Here is a 16654-nt window from a genome sequence, read left to right as displayed (position 1 = left end):
CGGCCATGAGCAACGCCGTGGTGGAACCCGTGTGGGTCTGCGCGTCGGATGAACTGGTCGACGGCGGCGCGGGCGTGCGGCGCGCGGCGACTTATGGCGGCGGCGAAGCGGTGGTGTTCTTCGTGCGCTACGACGGTCGGGCATACGGCTATCTGAACCGCTGCGCGCACGTGCCGATGGAACTCGACTGGTCCGAAGGCCAGTTCTTCGAATCCTCGGGTTTATACTTGATGTGCGCCACGCACGGCGCGATTTATGCGCCGGATACCGGCAAGTGTGTCGGCGGTCCGTGCCGTGGCGGCAGGCTGCGTCCCGTTGAGGTTGACGAGCGGGACACGGCCGAAGGCCGCGCGGTGTTCTGGCTGCCGGACGACGATCTGCGTCCGGTCACCCCTTGATCTTTCCCTCTGCGACGCATGGCCGACAATCAAACTCCTGATCCTATCGAATCGTCCGGCCCGGATCGCCGTCGCGCGTCCGAGCCCGAGCCGGGCTGGGAGCGCGCGGCGCTCGAGCGCATCGCGCTCGCGGCGATCACCGAACAGCGCGCCGCGCGCCGCTGGAAGATATTTTTCCGTTTTGTGTTTCTTGCCGTGCTGTTGCTGATCGTCTGGGGTGTGTTCGACATCTCGGGCGAGCGGGTGTCGACGACCGGCCGTCATACGGCGCTCATCACGCTGGACGGCGAGATTTCGTCCGATACCGACGCGAACGCCGAAGACATCAACACGGCGCTCGACAACGCCTTCGACGACGACGGCACAGCCGGCGTGATCCTGCGCATCAACAGCCCAGGCGGCAGCCCGGTGCAGGCGGGCATCATCAACCGCGAGATTCGCCGGTTGCGCAGCAAATATCCGTCGATTCCGCTGTATGTGGTGGTCGACGACATGTGTGCATCGGGCGGGTATTACGTCGCTGTGGCGGCTGACAAGATCTACGTCGACAAGGCGAGCATCGTCGGTTCGATTGGCGTGCTGATGGACGGTTTCGGCTTTACGGGCCTGATGGACAAGCTCGGGATCCAGCGCCGGCTGCACACCTCGGGTGAAAACAAGGGGTTTTTCGATCCGTTCTCGCCCGAGACGCCGAAGATGGACGAGCATGCGCAGCAGATGCTCGACCAGATCCACGCGCAGTTCATCGACGCCGTGCGTCAGGGCCGCGGCAAGCGGCTGCATGAGACGCCGGATGTCTTCTCTGGACTCTTCTGGACTGGCCAGCAGAGCGTCGAGCTAGGGCTCGCGGACGGCCTCGGCGATACCGATTACGTCGCGCGCGAGGTGATAAAGGCGCCGGATATTGTCGACTACACGGTGAAGGAAAGCATTACCGACCGTGTCGCGCGCAAGTTCGGCGCAGCGGTTGGCGCTGCGGGCGTGCATGCGATGGTGATGGGCGGGAAGCTGAGTCTGCGCTGAAATCAGTCCGCCGCTTCCGAGCTCTGTAAGCGCAGCGGAAATCTGGCGGAAGGGAGAGACGGGCGCCTTAGGGTGCCCGTCCGTCTGACCGATCTGCCGGTAACCGGTATTAAACAGCGAGCAGCAGAAAAATCGCGGGCCGCTTGTGCAGATCGATCGCGGGCGCTTTTTTCCAGTCCGCGACCGTTCGGCTCGCGATCGTCTCTGTTGCAAGTGTGAGGTCGACGGCAACGCAGACGAGCGTCGACGGCGCGCAGGTCGCGAGGAGTGTGTCCAGCAAGGCCCGGTTCCGGTACGGCGTCTCGATGAATATCTGCGTCTGTTTAACTTTGCGCGATTGCTGTTCGAGATCGCGTAGGCGCTTCGCCCGCTCGGTGGCGTCCACCGGCAGGTAGCCGTGAAACGCGAAGCTCTGGCCATTCAGGCCGGATGCCATCAGCGCCAGCAGAATCGAACTTGGTCCCACAAGTGGCACGACCTTGACGCCGCGCTCATGCGCACGGCGCACGAGCAGGGCGCCGGGATCGGCGACTGCCGGGCAGCCGGCCTCGGAAACAAGTCCTGCGTCGGTGCCTGTAAGGATCGGTGCCAGAAGCCTGTCGATTTCGCTCGCAGGCGTATTCACGTTCAACTCGCGAATTTCAATTTCCTGAATCGGTCGCTCGGCGCCAACTTTCTTGAGGAACGCGCGCGTCGTCTTCGCGTTTTCGCCGATGTAATAGCTAAGCGCGGCCGCCTTCGCGCGCACTGGGACGGGCAGAACGGAGGCGAGGGCGTTTTCGTCGCCTTCGCCAAGCGTATTGGGGATCAGGTATAGAACGCCGCTCATCGTGCACCAAAAAGAGGGTAACCGGCCGCAAGCAGCATGCGGGTCAGGGCAATCAGCGGAAGCCCGACGAGCGCCGTCGGGTCGTCGGATTCGATGGCTTCGAGGAGCGCGATGCCGAGTCCCTCGGATTTTGCGCTGCCCGCCACGTCGTAGGGTGTTTCGGCGCGCAGATAGGCGTCGAGGTCGGCGTCCGGCAGATCGCGGAAGCGCACCTCGGTGATGACGTCCACCGTCTGCGCAGCGGCCGTGCCGCTGTCGAACAGGCACAGGGCACTATGAAACCGGACTTCGCGACCGCGCATTGCCCGTAGCTGGGCGAGCGCCTTCTCGTGGGTGCCTGGCTTGCCGATCTGCAGGCCGTCGTAGGTCGCGACCTGGTCCGATCCGATGACGAGCGCGCGCGCGTCGCCAGCGAGATTTGCCGCGACCGCACGCGCCTTTGCCTCGGCAAGCCGCAGCGCAGTGGCTTCCGGTGTTTCGGCGGCCAGCGGCGCTTCATCGACGGCGGGTACGATGACGTCGAACGGTATACACAGACGTTCGAGCAGTTCGCGGCGATACCGCGAACTCGACGCCAGAATCAGGCGCGGCGGGCAATTGGAGTAATCCGGCATATTCAACTAGCTAAACTAACGGATGGAGAAGCGGCCCGCGCACGGGTTGACGCACGCAGGGCTTAAGTGTTTGACTCGAAAAGACAAAACGGATATGATTTTGGGCTTTTCATCGGTATGCTACTCGCGCACGGGCAATGGGTGCGCTTCGGTGCATGCCGGTTCTTTCCGGCTGAAAGCCTTGCCGATACGACGCGGGAGCGCACATGACTGAACATCCTGGCAACCCTGCTCGACCGGCCGCTGGCCCCGTCGACCCGCGTGAGCTCGATCTTTTCGAATTCGCGCGCAGTGGGCGCCAGGCCGCGGGCGTCGTGCGTGTCTCGCAACTGCCGCGCATGTTAAACGAAGTCCCTATTGACGCGCCAGACCGCGACACCGCGTTCACGTGGCAAGCCGAAGGGGCGGCGCAGCCGGAATTGCAGGACGACGGCACCGAGGGCCCGCAGCCTTATCTGCGGCTCGCGATTCACGGTGCGGCATGGCTTGTCTGTCAGCGGTGTCTGACGCCGTACGACCAGGCGTTCAATGTCGATGCCACGTACCGGATCGTCGATACCGAGGCAGAAGCGGAAGAATTTCCGCTCGACGACGATGAAGTCGAGGTGATCGTGGGCTCGCGCCAGTTCGATCTCGTCGACTTGATCGAAGAGGAGTTGCTGCTTTCGCTCCCGCTGGTGCCGAAGCACGATGTTTGCCCCGAGGTTCACGAAAGTCTCGTCTCGGGTGTGAGCGGTGCGGAAGGTGCGGGCGAGGAAGCCGCTCAGGATGAAACCGGAGCGGATGGTGGCCCCGTGCGGCCGAATCCGTTTGCGGAGCTCGAAGCGCTCAAGCGGAGGGGCCCCGGCGGCAAGCACTAAACAGTTGCATGGGAGCGCGATACGGCGTCCTGGCCATTTGGCCAATGGCGGTTGCCGGGTCGGGCTGTGTTAGAATTCGGAAAATTTTTAGGAGTTATCATGGCAGTCCAACAAAACAAGAAGTCGCCGTCGAAGCGCGGCATGCACCGTTCGCACGATTTCCTCGGTGCAGCACCGCTGGCTGTTGAGCCGAGCACGGGTGAAGTACATCTGCGTCACCACGTTAGCCCGAACGGCTACTATCGCGGCAAGAAAGTCGTCAAGACGAAGAACGACTAATCGTTCCATCGCGTTGCGCCCTGTGGCGTGTCGCGTGGCGATCGGCTCGCTTGACATTTTCCCGGCTCGACAAAAAGGCGGCATTCAACTGCCGCTTTTTTGTGCCTGAAATTCGTCGCACTCCATGACTGTAAAGCTCACGATAGATTGCATGGGAGGCGACCACGGCCCGTCCGTGACCGTTCCCGCTGCTGTCAACTTCGTCCGTTCGCATCCCGACGCGCAACTGATGCTCGTCGGCATTGAAACCGCGATTCGTGCCCAGTTGAAGAAGTCGAAGGCGCAGGACAGCGCTGCGCTGACGGTCGTGCCGGCAACTGAGATCGTCGCCATGGACGATCCGGTGGAAGTCGCCTTGCGCAAGAAGAAAGACTCGTCGATGCGCGTCGCGCTGAACCGGGTCAAGGAAGGCGAAGCACAGGCCTGCATCTCCGCCGGTAACACCGGCGCGCTGATGGCGGTCTCACGTTACGTACTGAAAACGCTCCCGGGAATCGAACGTCCGGCGATTGCGTTCGCTTTGCCGAATCCGGCCGGTTACACGATGATGCTCGATCTGGGCGCCAACGTCGACTGCGAACCGCAGCATCTATTGCAGTTCGCCGAGATGGGGCATGCACTTGTGTCCGCGCTCGAAGGCAAGGATCGTCCGACCATCGGCCTCCTGAATATCGGCGAGGAAGTGATCAAGGGCAACGACACGATCAAGCGCGCCGGCGAACTGCTGCGGGCGAGCACGCTCAACTTCCGTGGTAACGTCGAAGGCGACGATATCTATAAAGGTACCGTCGATGTGATCGTCTGCGACGGCTTTGTCGGGAACGTTGCCTTGAAGACGTCGGAAGGGCTTGCCCAGATGCTTTCCGATATCATCAAGGAAGAGTTCGGCCGTTCGTGGCTGACGAAACTGATGGCTCTTCTGGCTCTGCCTGTATTGATGCGTTTCAAGAAACGCGTCGACCATCGGCAATACAATGGCGCCGCGCTCCTCGGGTTGCGCGGCCTCGTGATCAAGAGCCACGGTTCGGCGGACGCCTACGCGTTTGAGTGGGCGATCAAACGCGGGTATGATGCCGTCAAAAACGGCGTGCTGGAACGCCTTGCGCGCGCGATGGAAGAGAATGCGGGTCCTCTCGAACAGGCAGCGCGTGGGGTGACCCCTGAAGCAGGCGGCGCGGGTCACGCAAGCCCGGTCGCTGGCCAGCCAGCCGAGCCCTACGCTGCGTTACCCTCGAAGGCATAATGGCTCAATCGACTATTTTCTCCCGTGTGCTGGGCACCGGCAGCTATCTGCCGCCCGGCCGTGTCACCAATCAGGAACTGGCTGAGCGCCTCGCCAGCCAAGGCGTCGAGACGAGCGACGAATGGATCGTTGCCCGCACGGGTATCCATGCGCGCCATTTCGCTGAACCGGATGTCACGACAAGCGATCTAGCGCTGGTCGCGGCGCAACGCGCGATCGAAGCCGCTGACATCGATCCGCAATCCATCGATCTCATCATCGTCGCCACATCCACGCCGGATTTCGTGTTTCCGAGCACGGCGTGTCTGCTGCAGAACAAGCTTGGCATCAAGAACAACGGCGCGGCGTTCGACGTGCAGGCTGTGTGTTCTGGTTTCGCGTACGCCGTCGCGACCGCCGACAGCTTTATTCGCAGCGGCCAGCATCGCACGGCACTTGTGATCGGCGCAGAGACGTTCTCACGCATTCTCGATTTCAACGATCGCACCACCTGCGTACTGTTTGGCGACGGCGCGGGCGCGGTGATCCTGTCGGCCTCGGATCAACCGGGTGTGCTCGCAAGCGCGTTGCATGCCGATGGCAGTCATTCGAATATTCTGTGCACGCCGGGCAATGTAAGCGGCGGTGTGGTCGAGGGCAGCGCCTTTCTTCACATGGACGGTCAGGCGGTGTTCAAGCTCGCCGTCAATGTGCTCGAGAAAGTGGCCATCGAAGCGCTCGCCAAGGCGAATCTCGCGCCAGAACAGATCGACTGGCTGATTCCCCATCAGGCCAATATCCGCATCATGCAGAGCACGTGCCGCAAGCTGGGTCTTCCGCAGGAGCGGATGGTCGTGACGGTTGGCGAGCACGGCAACACGTCGGCGGCCTCGATTCCGCTCGCGCTCGACGTCGCCGTCCGGGACGGGCGTATCAAACGCGGCCAGAACATACTGATCGAAGGCGTCGGCGGCGGCTTCACGTGGGGCGCGTCGGTTATCCGCTATTGACGAAGCGGCTCGGGCCGGCGACGCACCGTCGCCGGTAGTAGCCCCTCGTAGCGCGGTCGCGCCACCCACATCTGAATTCACCGAATTTGAGGGCGATATGAAATTTGCGTTCGTTTTTCCTGGTCAGGGCTCGCAGTCGGTCGGTATGCTCAATGCATTCGCCGATCACGCCATCGTGCGCGAGACGGTTCAGGAAGCATCCGACGCGCTCGGTCAGGATCTTGGCAAGCTGATCGCCGAAGGCCCCGCTGAAGACCTGAATCTCACCACGAACACCCAGCCAGTCATGTTGACCGCTGCTTACGCGATCTTTCGTGCGTGGCAGACGGCGGGCGGCCCGGCGCCTGCGATCGTGGCGGGCCACAGCCTTGGCGAATATACCGCGCTCGTAGCAGCTGGCGCGCTCGCATTCCGTGATGCCGTGCCGCTCGTGCGCTTCCGCGCGCAGGCCATGCAGACGGCAGTTCCTGTGGGCGAGGGTGGCATGGCCGCGATCCTCGGTCTCGATGACGGTACTGTGCGTGCCGTGTGCGTGGAAGCGGCGTCGGTGGGTGTCGTGGAAGCGGTTAATTTCAATGCGCCCGCGCAGGTCGTGATTGCTGGCCACAAGGCCGCGGTCGAAAAGGCCTGCGAAGTGGCCAAGGCAAAGGGCGCAAAGCGCGCCTTGCTGCTGCCGGTCTCGGCGCCGTTCCATTCGTCGCTCCTCAAGCCCGCCTCGGACCAGTTGCGCGAATATCTTGTCAGTGTCGAAGTGCAGATGCCGAAGATTCCGGTGATCAACAACGTCGATGTGGCGATGGTTGCTGAGCCGGCCGCCATCAAGGATGCGCTTGTGCGTCAGGCTGCAGGTGCCGTGCGCTGGGTCGAATGCGTGCAGGCGATGGCTGGGCAGGGCGTTACACACGTCATCGAATGCGGCCCGGGTAAGGTGCTGGCGGGTTTGACGAAGCGGATCGACAGCAATCTCGTCGGCGTATCGATCGTCGACCCGGCATCGCTCGACGAAGCGCTCAAGCTCGTAGCAGCGTAATCCGCGCGGCAGGCGTTCAATGAATCCAGCCCGCTGAGCGCGGGCAATCCGGACAACAAGATGGAAAAGACTCTCGACAAACAGATTGCGATCGTGACGGGCGCCTCCCGAGGCATCGGCCGCGCAATTGCGCTTGAACTTGCGCGTCAGGGCGCCATCGTGATCGGCACCGCGACGGGCGAATCGGGCGCGGATGCGATCACCGAGGCGTTCAGGACGGCGGGCGTGAACGGCCGCGGCGCCGTACTGAACGTGAACGATGCTGCCGCCCTGGAAGCGCTGATCGACGGCGTGGTCAAGGAATTCGGCGCGCTGAACGTGCTCGTGAACAACGCTGGCATCACACAGGATCAGCTCGCGATGCGCATGAAGGACGAAGACTGGGATGCGGTGATCGACACCAATCTCAAGTCGGTGTTCCGCCTGTCGCGTGCGGTGCTGCGCCCGATGATGAAAGCGCGTGGTGGCCGCATCATCAACATCACTTCGGTGGTCGGTTCGGCAGGCAATCCGGGGCAGGTGAACTACGCGGCGGCGAAGGCCGGCGTGGCTGGCATGACCCGCGCACTGGCACGCGAGATTGGTAGCCGCGGCATTACAGTGAACTGTGTGGCGCCGGGCTTCATCGATACCGATATGACGAAAGGCCTGCCGGAAGAGCAGCAGACTGCGCTGAAGTCGCAGATTCCGCTGGGACGTCTGGGTAGTCCCGACGACATCGCTCACGCCGTCGCATTCCTTGCTTCGCCGCAAGCCGGTTACATCACCGGCACGACGCTGCACGTGAATGGCGGCATGTACATGTCGTAAAGAATTTCGTTTACCATCCGCGCCTTGATGCGTTTGCCAAAGCGCTTCGCGAATAGCCGATCGGCAACCGTGCGCGCCGCTTTTTTACAGAGTCAAACCTGATAAAATGCGCGCACCTGTATTTTTGAACTTTTTTCCCTTGGAGGGGTAATGGACAATATCGAACAGCGCGTCAAGAAGATCGTCGCAGAACAACTGGGCGTTGCCGAAGCGGAGATCAAGAACGAAGCATCGTTCGTGAACGATCTCGGCGCTGACTCGCTCGACACCGTCGAACTCGTGATGGCCCTCGAAGACGAATTCGGCATGGAAATTCCGGATGAAGAAGCCGAGAAGATCACGACCGTCCAGCAAGCGATCGATTACGCTCGCGCGAACGTCAAGGCCTAAGGTCATTCGCGCCTGCATTTCTGCGTTGGCAGCGTATGACGCCCTGTCCCGTCAGTCGACGCAAGCAGGGCTGCCGCCATTGCGGGCGCAATCGTCAGCGCATGTGCGAGCATTTTCAGCACATTCGCCAGGCTAACAGCCACAGGGGCTCACAGGACTGATTCCTGTGGTCGCTGTGGCTTTTGCTTTTGTCATCTATGAAAAAGGGGTTACCGTGAGCCGCCGTCGTGTTGTTGTTACAGGCCTGGGGCTGATTTCGCCTGTTGGCAATAATGTTGCCGACGGCTGGGCCAATCTGGTCGCCGGCAAGTCAGGTATTGCCGACATCACGAAGTTCGACGCATCGAACTTCTCGACTCGCTTTGCTGGCGAGGTGAAGGGCTTCAATATCGAGGACTACATCCCCGGCAAGGAAGCGCGCCATATGGATACGTTTATCCATTACGGCGTTGCGGCAGGCATCCAGGCGATGCAGGACAGCGGTCTGGAAATCACCGAAGAAAACGCCGAACGCGTCGGTGTCGTGGTGGGTTCTGGTATCGGCGGTCTGCCGATGATCGAAGTCACCCAGACCGAGTTGCTGAATCGCGGCCCGCGCCGGATTTCGCCGTTCTTCGTGCCGGCGTCGATCATCAATATGATTTCCGGCCATCTGTCGATCAAGTTCGGCTTCAAGGGCCCGAACCTCGCGATCGTTACCGCATGTACCACTGGCCTGCACTGCATCGGCGAAGCATCGCGTCTGATCGAATACGGCGACGCCGACGTGATGATCGCGGGCGGCGCGGAATCGACTGTGTCTCCGCTCGGTATCGGCGGCTTTGCGGCGGCGCGCGCGCTGTCGCAACGCAATGACGATCCGGCGACGGCAAGCCGTCCGTGGGACAAGGATCGCGACGGTTTCGTGCTGGGCGAGGGTGCTGGTGTCATGGTGCTCGAAGAGTACGAGCACGCGAAGGCGCGCGGAGCGAAGATCTATGCGGAAGTGTCCGGCTATGGGATGAGCGGAGACGCCTACCACATGACCGCGCCCCTCGAAGACGGCGATGGCGCGCGGCGTTGCATGCTGGCCGCCATGAAGAACGCGGGCGTCAATGCAGACCAGGTGAACTACCTGAATGCGCACGGCACCTCGACTCCACTCGGCGACCTGGCCGAGACGACCGGGATCAAGCGCGCGTTCGGCGACCACGCGAAGAACATCGTTGTGAATTCGACCAAGTCGATGACCGGGCACCTGCTGGGTGGCGCGGGCGGGCTTGAATCGGTGTTCACCGTGCTGGCCGTGCATCACCAGATCTCGCCGCCCACCATCAATATCTTCAACCAGGATCCGGAATGCGATCTCGACTACTGCGCGAACACCGCGCGGGAGATGAAGATCGACGTCGCGCTGAAGAACTCTTTTGGGTTCGGTGGTACGAACGGCACGCTGGTCTTCAAGCGCACCTGACCGGTTGACGGATCAAATCAGGACCGCCGATCCGTCCTGGCAGGACGGGGCGGCATCACCAGATAGAACGCCGCCGCGCATAGCGCTGCGGCGTTCCCTGGTCATTCGTGTTCTCACGGCCGCTCTCATCCTGATTGCCACGGCGGCAGTCTATCTATGCCTCGCTCCTCGGCTTGGTGACTGGCACGCACTTCCTCTGGCACTCGCCGTTCTTGCACTTCTCGCCTCAGGCGCGACCGCACACGCGTCTGCCCAGCCTTGCGCGCTGAAAATCGGGCCAGATGACCTGTCGGTCTGGGGCCTTGGGGGCGAAGTGCTTGCTCACGGTCCGATCGTGGGCTGTTCCTGGTGGGGCGGCTGGCTTCTCATTCTTGCTGTCGCCAACGACGGTGGGCGGATCAGGCGACTGGTCATTGCCGCCGACGAGTTGCCTGACGACATATTCCGCAAACTGGCGGTGCTTGGCCGACGCGGCTCGTCCGTCCTGTAAAGACTGTAACCGCTGTTACCGCAGTAACGTGACGCGATGATGGGGACGCTACAATGGTGCCCCGCCATTCACCCCAAGTTAACGGATTTATCAGGTGAGCGAAAAAGAAATTGATCAGGTGCTGGTCGAGCGCGTGCAGAAGGGTGACAAGGCCGCGTTCGAGCTTCTGGTCGCCAAATACCACCGCAAGATCCTCCGGCTGATCTCGCGCCTCGTGAGGGACCCAGCTGAGGTCGAGGACGTGGCCCAGGATGCATTCATCAAGGCGTACCGGGCCTTACCCCAATTCCGCGGTGAATCCGCGTTTTATACGTGGTTGTACCGGATTGCGGTCAACACGGCAAAGAACTACCTTGCGACCCAGGGCCGTCGCGCGCCCACTTCGACCGAAGCGGATGCTGAAGAAGCTGAAACTTTCTCGGATGCCGACCAACTAAGGGATATCAACACGCCTGAGTCGATGTTGATGAGCAAGCAGATCGCTGAGACGGTCAATGCTGCGATGGCGGTTTTACCGGAAGAGCTGCGTACCGCCATTACTCTTCGTGAAATTGAGGGTTTGAGTTACGAGGAAATCGCTGAGATGATGGGATGCCCGATCGGCACTGTCAGATCACGGATTTTTCGCGCTCGCGAAGCCATTGCGGCAAAATTGCGTCCGTTGCTTGACACACCCGAAGGCAAGCGCTGGTAAGTCACTGGCCGGCCGGGCGGGGCATGGATGCAATATCTGGGTTAGGTGGTGTCACTACGGGATGTCTGTAAGATGGGGAGCATCATGGGGTCGGTCTCGATGCAATCGCAAGCAAGCTCGCGAGGCGAGCGTCTGTCCGCTTTTGTCGACGGTGAGCTGTTCGGCGAAGAGCATCTGAACAAGTTTATTGCGGATCTCGATCACGAGGATCGTGCGACCTGGTCGCACTATCACCTGATCGGCGACACGTTGCGCTCCGACGATCTGGCGGTGAGCCCTTCAGCCAGCAATGCCTTCCTCGCTGGTTTCGCGGCCCGCTTCGAGGCTGAAGCGCACGTGCTCGCGCCCGCCGCGATGCCCGTCGCGCAGCGTTTTCTGTCGCTTCGTCGCCGTGTGGTGCCGGCGTTCGCCGTCGCGGCTGCCGCGGCCACGCTGACATGGATCGTCGTGCCGCAATTGCAGGGCGTAGGCGGTACGGGCGTGGGTGGCGCGCAGGTCGCGTCAGTTTCGTCGCATGGGGATGCGGTGCAGCGCATCGCAATGGCTTCGGTGCCGGTCGCAACCGCGCAGCCTGCCATTCAGGACGCCAACATCATTCGTGACGCCAGTCTCGACCAGTATCTGGAAGCCCATCAGCAATTTGCGCAACAGCCAGTCGTGCCGGGCTCGATGCCGCTGATCCGTGCCGCTGCTGCTGTGACCACGCAAGGCCAATAGTCTGATGCAGAACCTGCGGTTGAATAAAACGATTAACTGGGGGCGGCTGCCGGCATTTCTGTTCTGCGCAGCCGTATTGTTATCCGCCACGTCGCGCGCTTTTGCGCAATCCGGGGATCCTGTCGCCGCCCGCCGCGCGGCGGCCGAATGGCTCGACCGGATCCACGAGGCCGCCCAGCAGCAAAATTACGAAGGCGCGTTCGTCTATCAGCGCGGCGCGTTCGTCCAGACTTCACATATTGCGCACTTCGCCACCCGCAACGACGGCGAGTTCGAGCAGCTCGAGAGTCTCGACGGCAAGCCGCGCAAGATGCTGCGTCACAACGACGAGCTCTATACCTTCGTGCCGGAACGGCGTCTGTGCGTCGTAGAGAAGCGCCAGAACAAGGATTCCTTCCCCGCGTTGCTGGCAGGAACGGGTGAGCAGGTGTTATCGGTCTATGAGCCGAAGCTGCTGGGAACCGATCGCGTTGCGGGCATCGACAGCCAGGTTGTCGAGCTCGATCCCAAGGACGGCTGGCGCTTCGCCTACAAGCTGTGGGCGGACGCGAAAACGGGCCTCCTGTTACGCGCGCAGACACTGGATCCGAACGGGCAGGTGCTCGAACAGCTTTCGTTCTCGCAGATCCGCATCGGTGTGCCGGTCGACAAGGCGCCGATCGTGAACGGGATCCGCAATACGGCGGGCTGGACGGTGGTGCGGCCGCTGGTTGAGTCTGTCGACATGGAAGCGCAGGGTTGGCAATTCCCGCCGGCCGTGCCAGGCTTCCGCAAGATTCGCGAGCTGCGTCGTCCGATGGCGGCCCGCGATGCCGGCGACCCGCCCATTCCGGTCGATCAGGCTGTGTTTTCTGATGGGCTCGCAGCCGTGTCGATTTTTATCGAACCCGCCGAGAAGAACACACGCAAGGAAGGTTCGGGCAGTAGCGGCGCGACGCACGTGCTCGTGAAACGCCACGGAGATTTCTGGATCACTTTGCTAGGGGAAGTGCCCCAGGCAACGTTGCAGCAATTTGCGTCTGCCATAGAATATAAAGCTTCCAGGTAATCCATCGGCTTACGACCACGATATGACGAACTTCTCGGTGCGCAAATTTTTTGCAGCCGCGGTGGTGGCGGTTTGCTTGCCGCTCTTGCCGCACACGGCGTCGGCGGCCTCTGCAAGCAACCTTCCCGATTTCACCGATCTCGTCGACAAGGTCGGCCCCGCGGTTGTGAATATTCGCACCACAGCTCACGTGTCGAATTCCACGCGCGGCTTGCCGCCCGGCATGGACGACGGCGATATGTCTGAGTTTTTCCGACGATTCTTCGGCATTCCCATGCCCCAGTCTCCGCAACAGCCAGGTACGCCGCCTCGTGGTGGTGGCGGTGGCGGCGGTGGTGGAGGCAGCAGTCAGGATGCGCCTGACAGCGGCAGCGACTCCGAACAGAACAGCGGCGTAGGCTCTGGCTTCATCCTGTCCGCCGATGGCTACGTGATGACGAACGCGCACGTGATCGACGACGCCGATACCATTTACGTCACGCTCACTGACAAGCGCGAGTTCAAGGCGAAGCTCATCGGTGTCGACGATCGCACCGACGTCGCCGTCGTGAAGATCAACGCGTCGAATCTACCTGTCGTGACGATCGGGGATTCGAACAAGGTTCGCGTGGGTGAATGGGTGGTGGCCATCGGCTCGCCTTTCGGCCTGGAAAACACCGTGACGGCGGGTATCGTCAGTGCCAAGGGGCGTGATACCGGCGACTATCTGCCTTTCATCCAGACTGACGTAGCCGTGAACCCGGGCAACTCGGGTGGGCCGCTCATCAATATGCAGGGCGAAGTGATCGGCATCAATTCGCAGATCTACAGCCGCACGGGCGGTTTCATGGGCATTTCCTTCGCGATTCCGATCGACGAAGCGATGCGCGTGGCCGATCAACTCAAGTCGACGGGCAAGGTCGTGCGAGGGCGAATTGCCGTGGCGATAGGCGAGGTGACGAAGGACGTCGCAGACTCACTTGGTTTGCCGAAGGCGCAGGGCGCGCTCGTCAGCAGTGTCGAGCCGGGCGGTCCGGCCGACAAGGCAGGCGTACAGCCGGGCGATATCATCCTCAAGTTCAACGGCCACTCGGTCGATACGGCGACGGATCTCCCGCGCATGGTTGGCGATACGAAGCCGGGCACGAAGGCGACGATCACCGTCTGGCGTAAGGGCCAGACGCGCGACCTGCCGGTCACGATCACCGAGATGCAGCCTGAAAAGACCGCGAGTGTCGACGAGAAGAAGCCGGTGCCGCCGAAACCCCGTGCGACGAACTCGCTTGGGGTTGCGGTCAGCGATATTCCTGCTGACGAACTGAAGTCGCTGAAACTACATGGCGGCGTGCAGGTCGACGCGGTTGAAGGGCCGGCCGCGCGCGTTGGGCTGCAGAAGGGTGACGTCATCCTGCGCGTCGGCGACACAGATATCACGAGCGCGAAACAGTTCGACGAGATTACGTCGCATGTCGATCCGCAGAAGATGGTGGCGCTGCTCGTGCGTCGCGGCGACAACACGCAGTTTGTGCCGATCCGTCCGCGCGTCGCGCCAGCGCAGAAGTGACGATGACGGCGCCGCTGACGCTCTACGGGCGCACGTGGTGCCATCTGTGCGATGACATGCGCGCTGCGCTCGAGCCTTTGCTGGCTGAATTCGGCGTGCAGGTCGAGGTGGTCGATATCGATGCCGATCCGGCGCTGGAGGCGCGCTACAACGAGTTCGTACCGGTTTTGGTCTGTGACGGCATCGAACTGTGCCACTATCGCCTTGACGACGACAGCGTCCGGGCTGCGCTCGTTGCGCGCGCCAGGTGTGCCGCGCCTGCCCCTTAGCACGCAGCAAAGGGCGACATCAACCCGCATGAACGTTGGCCGACCGGCAGGGCGTCCCGGCAAAAAACGCCGGGCGGAGGCCTTTTCGGCTAAAATAGTCCGGTTTTTCACCTACTTACAAGGCGTGCTCCGCAATCGTCCGAGCGCGCCTTTTTCGCTTGATCGGTACTGAATGGATCATATTCGTAACTTCTCGATCATTGCGCACATCGACCATGGCAAGTCGACGCTCGCCGATCGCATCATCCAGCTCTGCGGTGGTTTGTCCGACCGCGAGATGGAATCGCAGGTGCTCGACTCGATGGATCTCGAGCGCGAGCGCGGCATCACCATCAAGGCGCAGACGGCCGCGTTGTCCTATCGCGCGCGCGATGGGAAGATCTACAACCTCAACATGATCGACACGCCGGGGCACGTCGACTTCTCATATGAAGTCAGCCGTTCCCTGTCAGCGTGCGAAGGCGCGCTGCTGGTGGTCGACGCCAGCCAGGGCGTCGAAGCACAGACTGTCGCGAACTGCTACACGGCGATCGAACTCGGCGTCGAGGTCGTGCCGGTACTGAACAAGATCGATCTGCCAGCGGCCAACCCGGAAAGCGCGATCGAGGAAATCGAAGACGTCATTGGCATCGATGCAACCGATGCTACGCGTTGCAGCGCGAAGACCGGCCTCGGTGTCGAGGACGTGCTGGAGGCGTTGATCGCCAAGGTGCCGTCGCCGAAGGGCGACACCGAAGCGCCGCTGCAGGCGCTCATCATCGACTCGTGGTTCGATAATTACGTTGGCGTCGTGATGCTTGTGCGCATCGTCAACGGCACGCTGCGGCCGAAGGACCGGATCCGCATGATGGCGACCGGCGCTCAATACCCGGTGGAGCACATCGGCGTGTTCACGCCGAAGTCGAAGAATCTCGAGGTGCTGTCTGCGGGGCAGGTGGGCTTTATCATCGCGGGCATCAAGGAGCTGGCGGCGGCAAAGGTGGGCGACACGGTGACGCTCCTGAACCGTCCCGCAGCCGAACCGCTGCCTGGTTTCAAGGAAGTCAAGCCGCAGGTGTTCGCCGGGCTGTATCCGGTCGAAGCGAACCAGTACGACGCACTGCGCGAGTCGCTTGAAAAGCTGAAGCTGAATGACGCGTCGCTGCAGTACGAACCCGAGGTGTCGCAGGCACTGGGTTTCGGCTTCCGTTGTGGCTTCCTGGGTCTCCTGCACATGGAGATCGTGCAGGAGCGGCTCGAACGCGAATTCGACATGGATCTCATCACTACCGCGCCGACGGTGGTGTACGAGGTCCTGCAGCGTGACGGCACGACCATCATGGTCGAAAACCCCGCCAAGATGCCCGATCCGTCGAGGATCGAGGAAGTGCGCGAGCCGATCGTCACCGTGAACCTGTACATGCCGCAGGAATACGTCGGCTCGGTGATCACCCTGTGTGAGCAGAAGCGCGGTAGCCAGATCAACATGCAGTACCACGGGCGGCAGGTTCAGCTCACGTACGAAATCCCGATGGGCGAGATCGTGCTCGACTTCTTCGACCGGTTGAAGTCGACGTCGCGCGGCTATGCTTCGATGGACTACGAGTTCAAGGAATACCGTGCGGCGGATGTCGTCAAGGTCGACATGCTGATCAACGGCGACAAGGTCGACGCGCTGTCGGTGATCGTCCACCGTTCACAGAGCCAGTATCGGGGCCGCGAAGTCGCCGCGAAAATGCGCGAGCTCATTCCGCGGCAGATGTACGACGTGGCCATTCAGGCGACGATCGGCGCGAATATCATCGCACGCGAAAACATCAAGGCGTTGCGCAAGAACGTGCTGGCGAAGTGCTACGGCGGCGACATCACGCGTAAGAAGAAGCTGCTGGAAAAACAGAAAGCGGGCAAAAAGCGAATGAAGCAGGTCGGGTCCGTCGAGATCCCGCAAGAGGCTTTCCTCGCGATCCTGCGTGTCGAAGACAAATAAGAGAACAAC

19 protein-coding genes are annotated in these 16654 nt (G+C 61.7%); 17 read left to right on the top strand and 2 right to left on the bottom strand.

Annotated elements, in window-relative coordinates; all coding sequences use genetic code 11:
- The first annotated feature begins 5 nt into the window (after positions 1–5).
- Positions 6–398 (top strand): Rieske (2Fe-2S) protein, encoded by a 393-nt coding sequence (locus P3T23_RS31325; RefSeq protein WP_429319959.1) that lies wholly within the window; start codon positions 6–8, stop codon positions 396–398.
- A gap of 18 nt (positions 399–416) precedes the next feature.
- Positions 417–1421 (top strand): S49 family peptidase, encoded by a 1005-nt coding sequence (locus P3T23_RS31320; protein WP_429319958.1) that lies wholly within the window; start codon positions 417–419, stop codon positions 1419–1421.
- Between the two features lie 109 nt (positions 1422–1530).
- On the opposite strand, the gene P3T23_RS31315 is transcribed toward P3T23_RS31320, so the two are convergent.
- Together P3T23_RS31315 and P3T23_RS31310 are read right to left on the bottom strand one after the other, a co-directional pair.
- Positions 1531–2250 (bottom strand): SAM-dependent methyltransferase, encoded by a 720-nt coding sequence (locus tag P3T23_RS31315; RefSeq protein ID WP_429319957.1) that lies wholly within the window; start codon positions 2248–2250, stop codon positions 1531–1533.
- The gene (locus tag P3T23_RS31310; RefSeq protein WP_429319956.1) at positions 2247–2864 is read right to left on the bottom strand and encodes a Maf-like protein; all 618 of its coding nucleotides are present in this window, start codon (positions 2862–2864) and stop codon (positions 2247–2249) included. The genes P3T23_RS31315 and P3T23_RS31310 overlap by 4 nt, the downstream gene beginning before the upstream one ends.
- A gap of 206 nt (positions 2865–3070) precedes the next feature.
- On the opposite strand from P3T23_RS31310, the gene P3T23_RS31305 reads away from it, so the two are divergent.
- The 15 genes from P3T23_RS31305 (at position 3071) to lepA (ending at position 16645) form a co-directional block, all read left to right on the top strand.
- Complete coding sequence (locus P3T23_RS31305; RefSeq protein ID WP_429319955.1) at positions 3071–3724, top strand: DUF177 domain-containing protein; 654 nt, start codon at positions 3071–3073, stop codon at positions 3722–3724.
- A 99-nt stretch (positions 3725–3823) separates the two neighbouring features.
- Positions 3824–4003 (top strand): 50S ribosomal protein L32, encoded by a 180-nt coding sequence (rpmF, locus tag P3T23_RS31300; RefSeq protein WP_061149014.1) that lies wholly within the window; start codon positions 3824–3826, stop codon positions 4001–4003.
- 124 nt (positions 4004–4127) lie between these two features.
- On the top strand, positions 4128–5246 hold the full coding sequence (gene plsX, locus P3T23_RS31295; RefSeq protein ID WP_429319954.1) for a phosphate acyltransferase PlsX: 1119 nt from the start codon (positions 4128–4130) through the stop codon (positions 5244–5246).
- Positions 5246–6235: a beta-ketoacyl-ACP synthase III gene (locus P3T23_RS31290; protein ID WP_429319953.1), complete on the top strand. Its 990-nt coding sequence runs from the start codon at positions 5246–5248 to the stop codon at positions 6233–6235. The genes plsX and P3T23_RS31290 overlap by 1 nt, the downstream gene beginning before the upstream one ends.
- Before the next feature lie 97 nt (positions 6236–6332).
- Complete coding sequence (fabD, locus tag P3T23_RS31285; protein ID WP_429319952.1) at positions 6333–7265, top strand: ACP S-malonyltransferase; 933 nt, start codon at positions 6333–6335, stop codon at positions 7263–7265.
- 60 nt (positions 7266–7325) lie between these two features.
- Positions 7326–8075, top strand: coding sequence for a 3-oxoacyl-ACP reductase FabG (fabG, locus tag P3T23_RS31280; protein WP_429319951.1), 750 nt, complete (start codon positions 7326–7328; stop codon positions 8073–8075).
- Positions 8076–8225: 150 nt separating this feature from the next.
- Positions 8226–8465: an acyl carrier protein gene (gene acpP / locus P3T23_RS31275; protein WP_004197638.1), complete on the top strand. Its 240-nt coding sequence runs from the start codon at positions 8226–8228 to the stop codon at positions 8463–8465.
- Between the two features lie 214 nt (positions 8466–8679).
- Positions 8680–9918, top strand: coding sequence for a beta-ketoacyl-ACP synthase II (fabF, locus tag P3T23_RS31270; protein ID WP_429319950.1), 1239 nt, complete (start codon positions 8680–8682; stop codon positions 9916–9918).
- On the top strand, positions 9881–10408 hold the full coding sequence (locus tag P3T23_RS31265; protein ID WP_429320015.1) for a protein YgfX: 528 nt from the start codon (positions 9881–9883) through the stop codon (positions 10406–10408). The genes fabF and P3T23_RS31265 overlap by 38 nt, the downstream gene beginning before the upstream one ends.
- A 94-nt stretch (positions 10409–10502) precedes the next feature.
- Positions 10503–11102 (top strand): RNA polymerase sigma factor RpoE, encoded by a 600-nt coding sequence (rpoE, locus tag P3T23_RS31260; protein ID WP_085480911.1) that lies wholly within the window; start codon positions 10503–10505, stop codon positions 11100–11102.
- An 84-nt stretch (positions 11103–11186) separates the two neighbouring features.
- Positions 11187–11819, top strand: a complete 633-nt coding sequence (locus P3T23_RS31255; RefSeq protein ID WP_429319949.1) for a sigma-E factor negative regulatory protein — start codon at positions 11187–11189, stop codon at positions 11817–11819.
- Between the two features lie 4 nt (positions 11820–11823).
- On the top strand, positions 11824–12867 hold the full coding sequence (locus P3T23_RS31250; protein ID WP_429319948.1) for a MucB/RseB C-terminal domain-containing protein: 1044 nt from the start codon (positions 11824–11826) through the stop codon (positions 12865–12867).
- Between the two features lie 22 nt (positions 12868–12889).
- On the top strand, positions 12890–14410 hold the full coding sequence (locus P3T23_RS31245) for a DegQ family serine endoprotease (protein ID WP_429319947.1): 1521 nt from the start codon (positions 12890–12892) through the stop codon (positions 14408–14410).
- The gene (locus P3T23_RS31240; RefSeq protein WP_429319946.1) at positions 14407–14679 is read left to right on the top strand and encodes a glutaredoxin family protein; all 273 of its coding nucleotides are present in this window, start codon (positions 14407–14409) and stop codon (positions 14677–14679) included. The genes P3T23_RS31245 and P3T23_RS31240 overlap by 4 nt, the downstream gene beginning before the upstream one ends.
- A gap of 172 nt (positions 14680–14851) precedes the next feature.
- On the top strand, positions 14852–16645 hold the full coding sequence (lepA, locus tag P3T23_RS31235) for a translation elongation factor 4 (protein ID WP_429319945.1): 1794 nt from the start codon (positions 14852–14854) through the stop codon (positions 16643–16645).
- The last annotated feature ends 9 nt before the right edge of the window (positions 16646–16654 follow it).

The sequence above is a fragment of the Paraburkholderia sp. GAS448 genome, from assembly GCF_050435685.1.
Lineage (GTDB): Bacteria > Pseudomonadota > Gammaproteobacteria > Burkholderiales > Burkholderiaceae > Paraburkholderia.
Note: the sequence above shows the minus strand (reverse complement) of the source record. Positions and strands in the feature narration are given on the sequence as shown.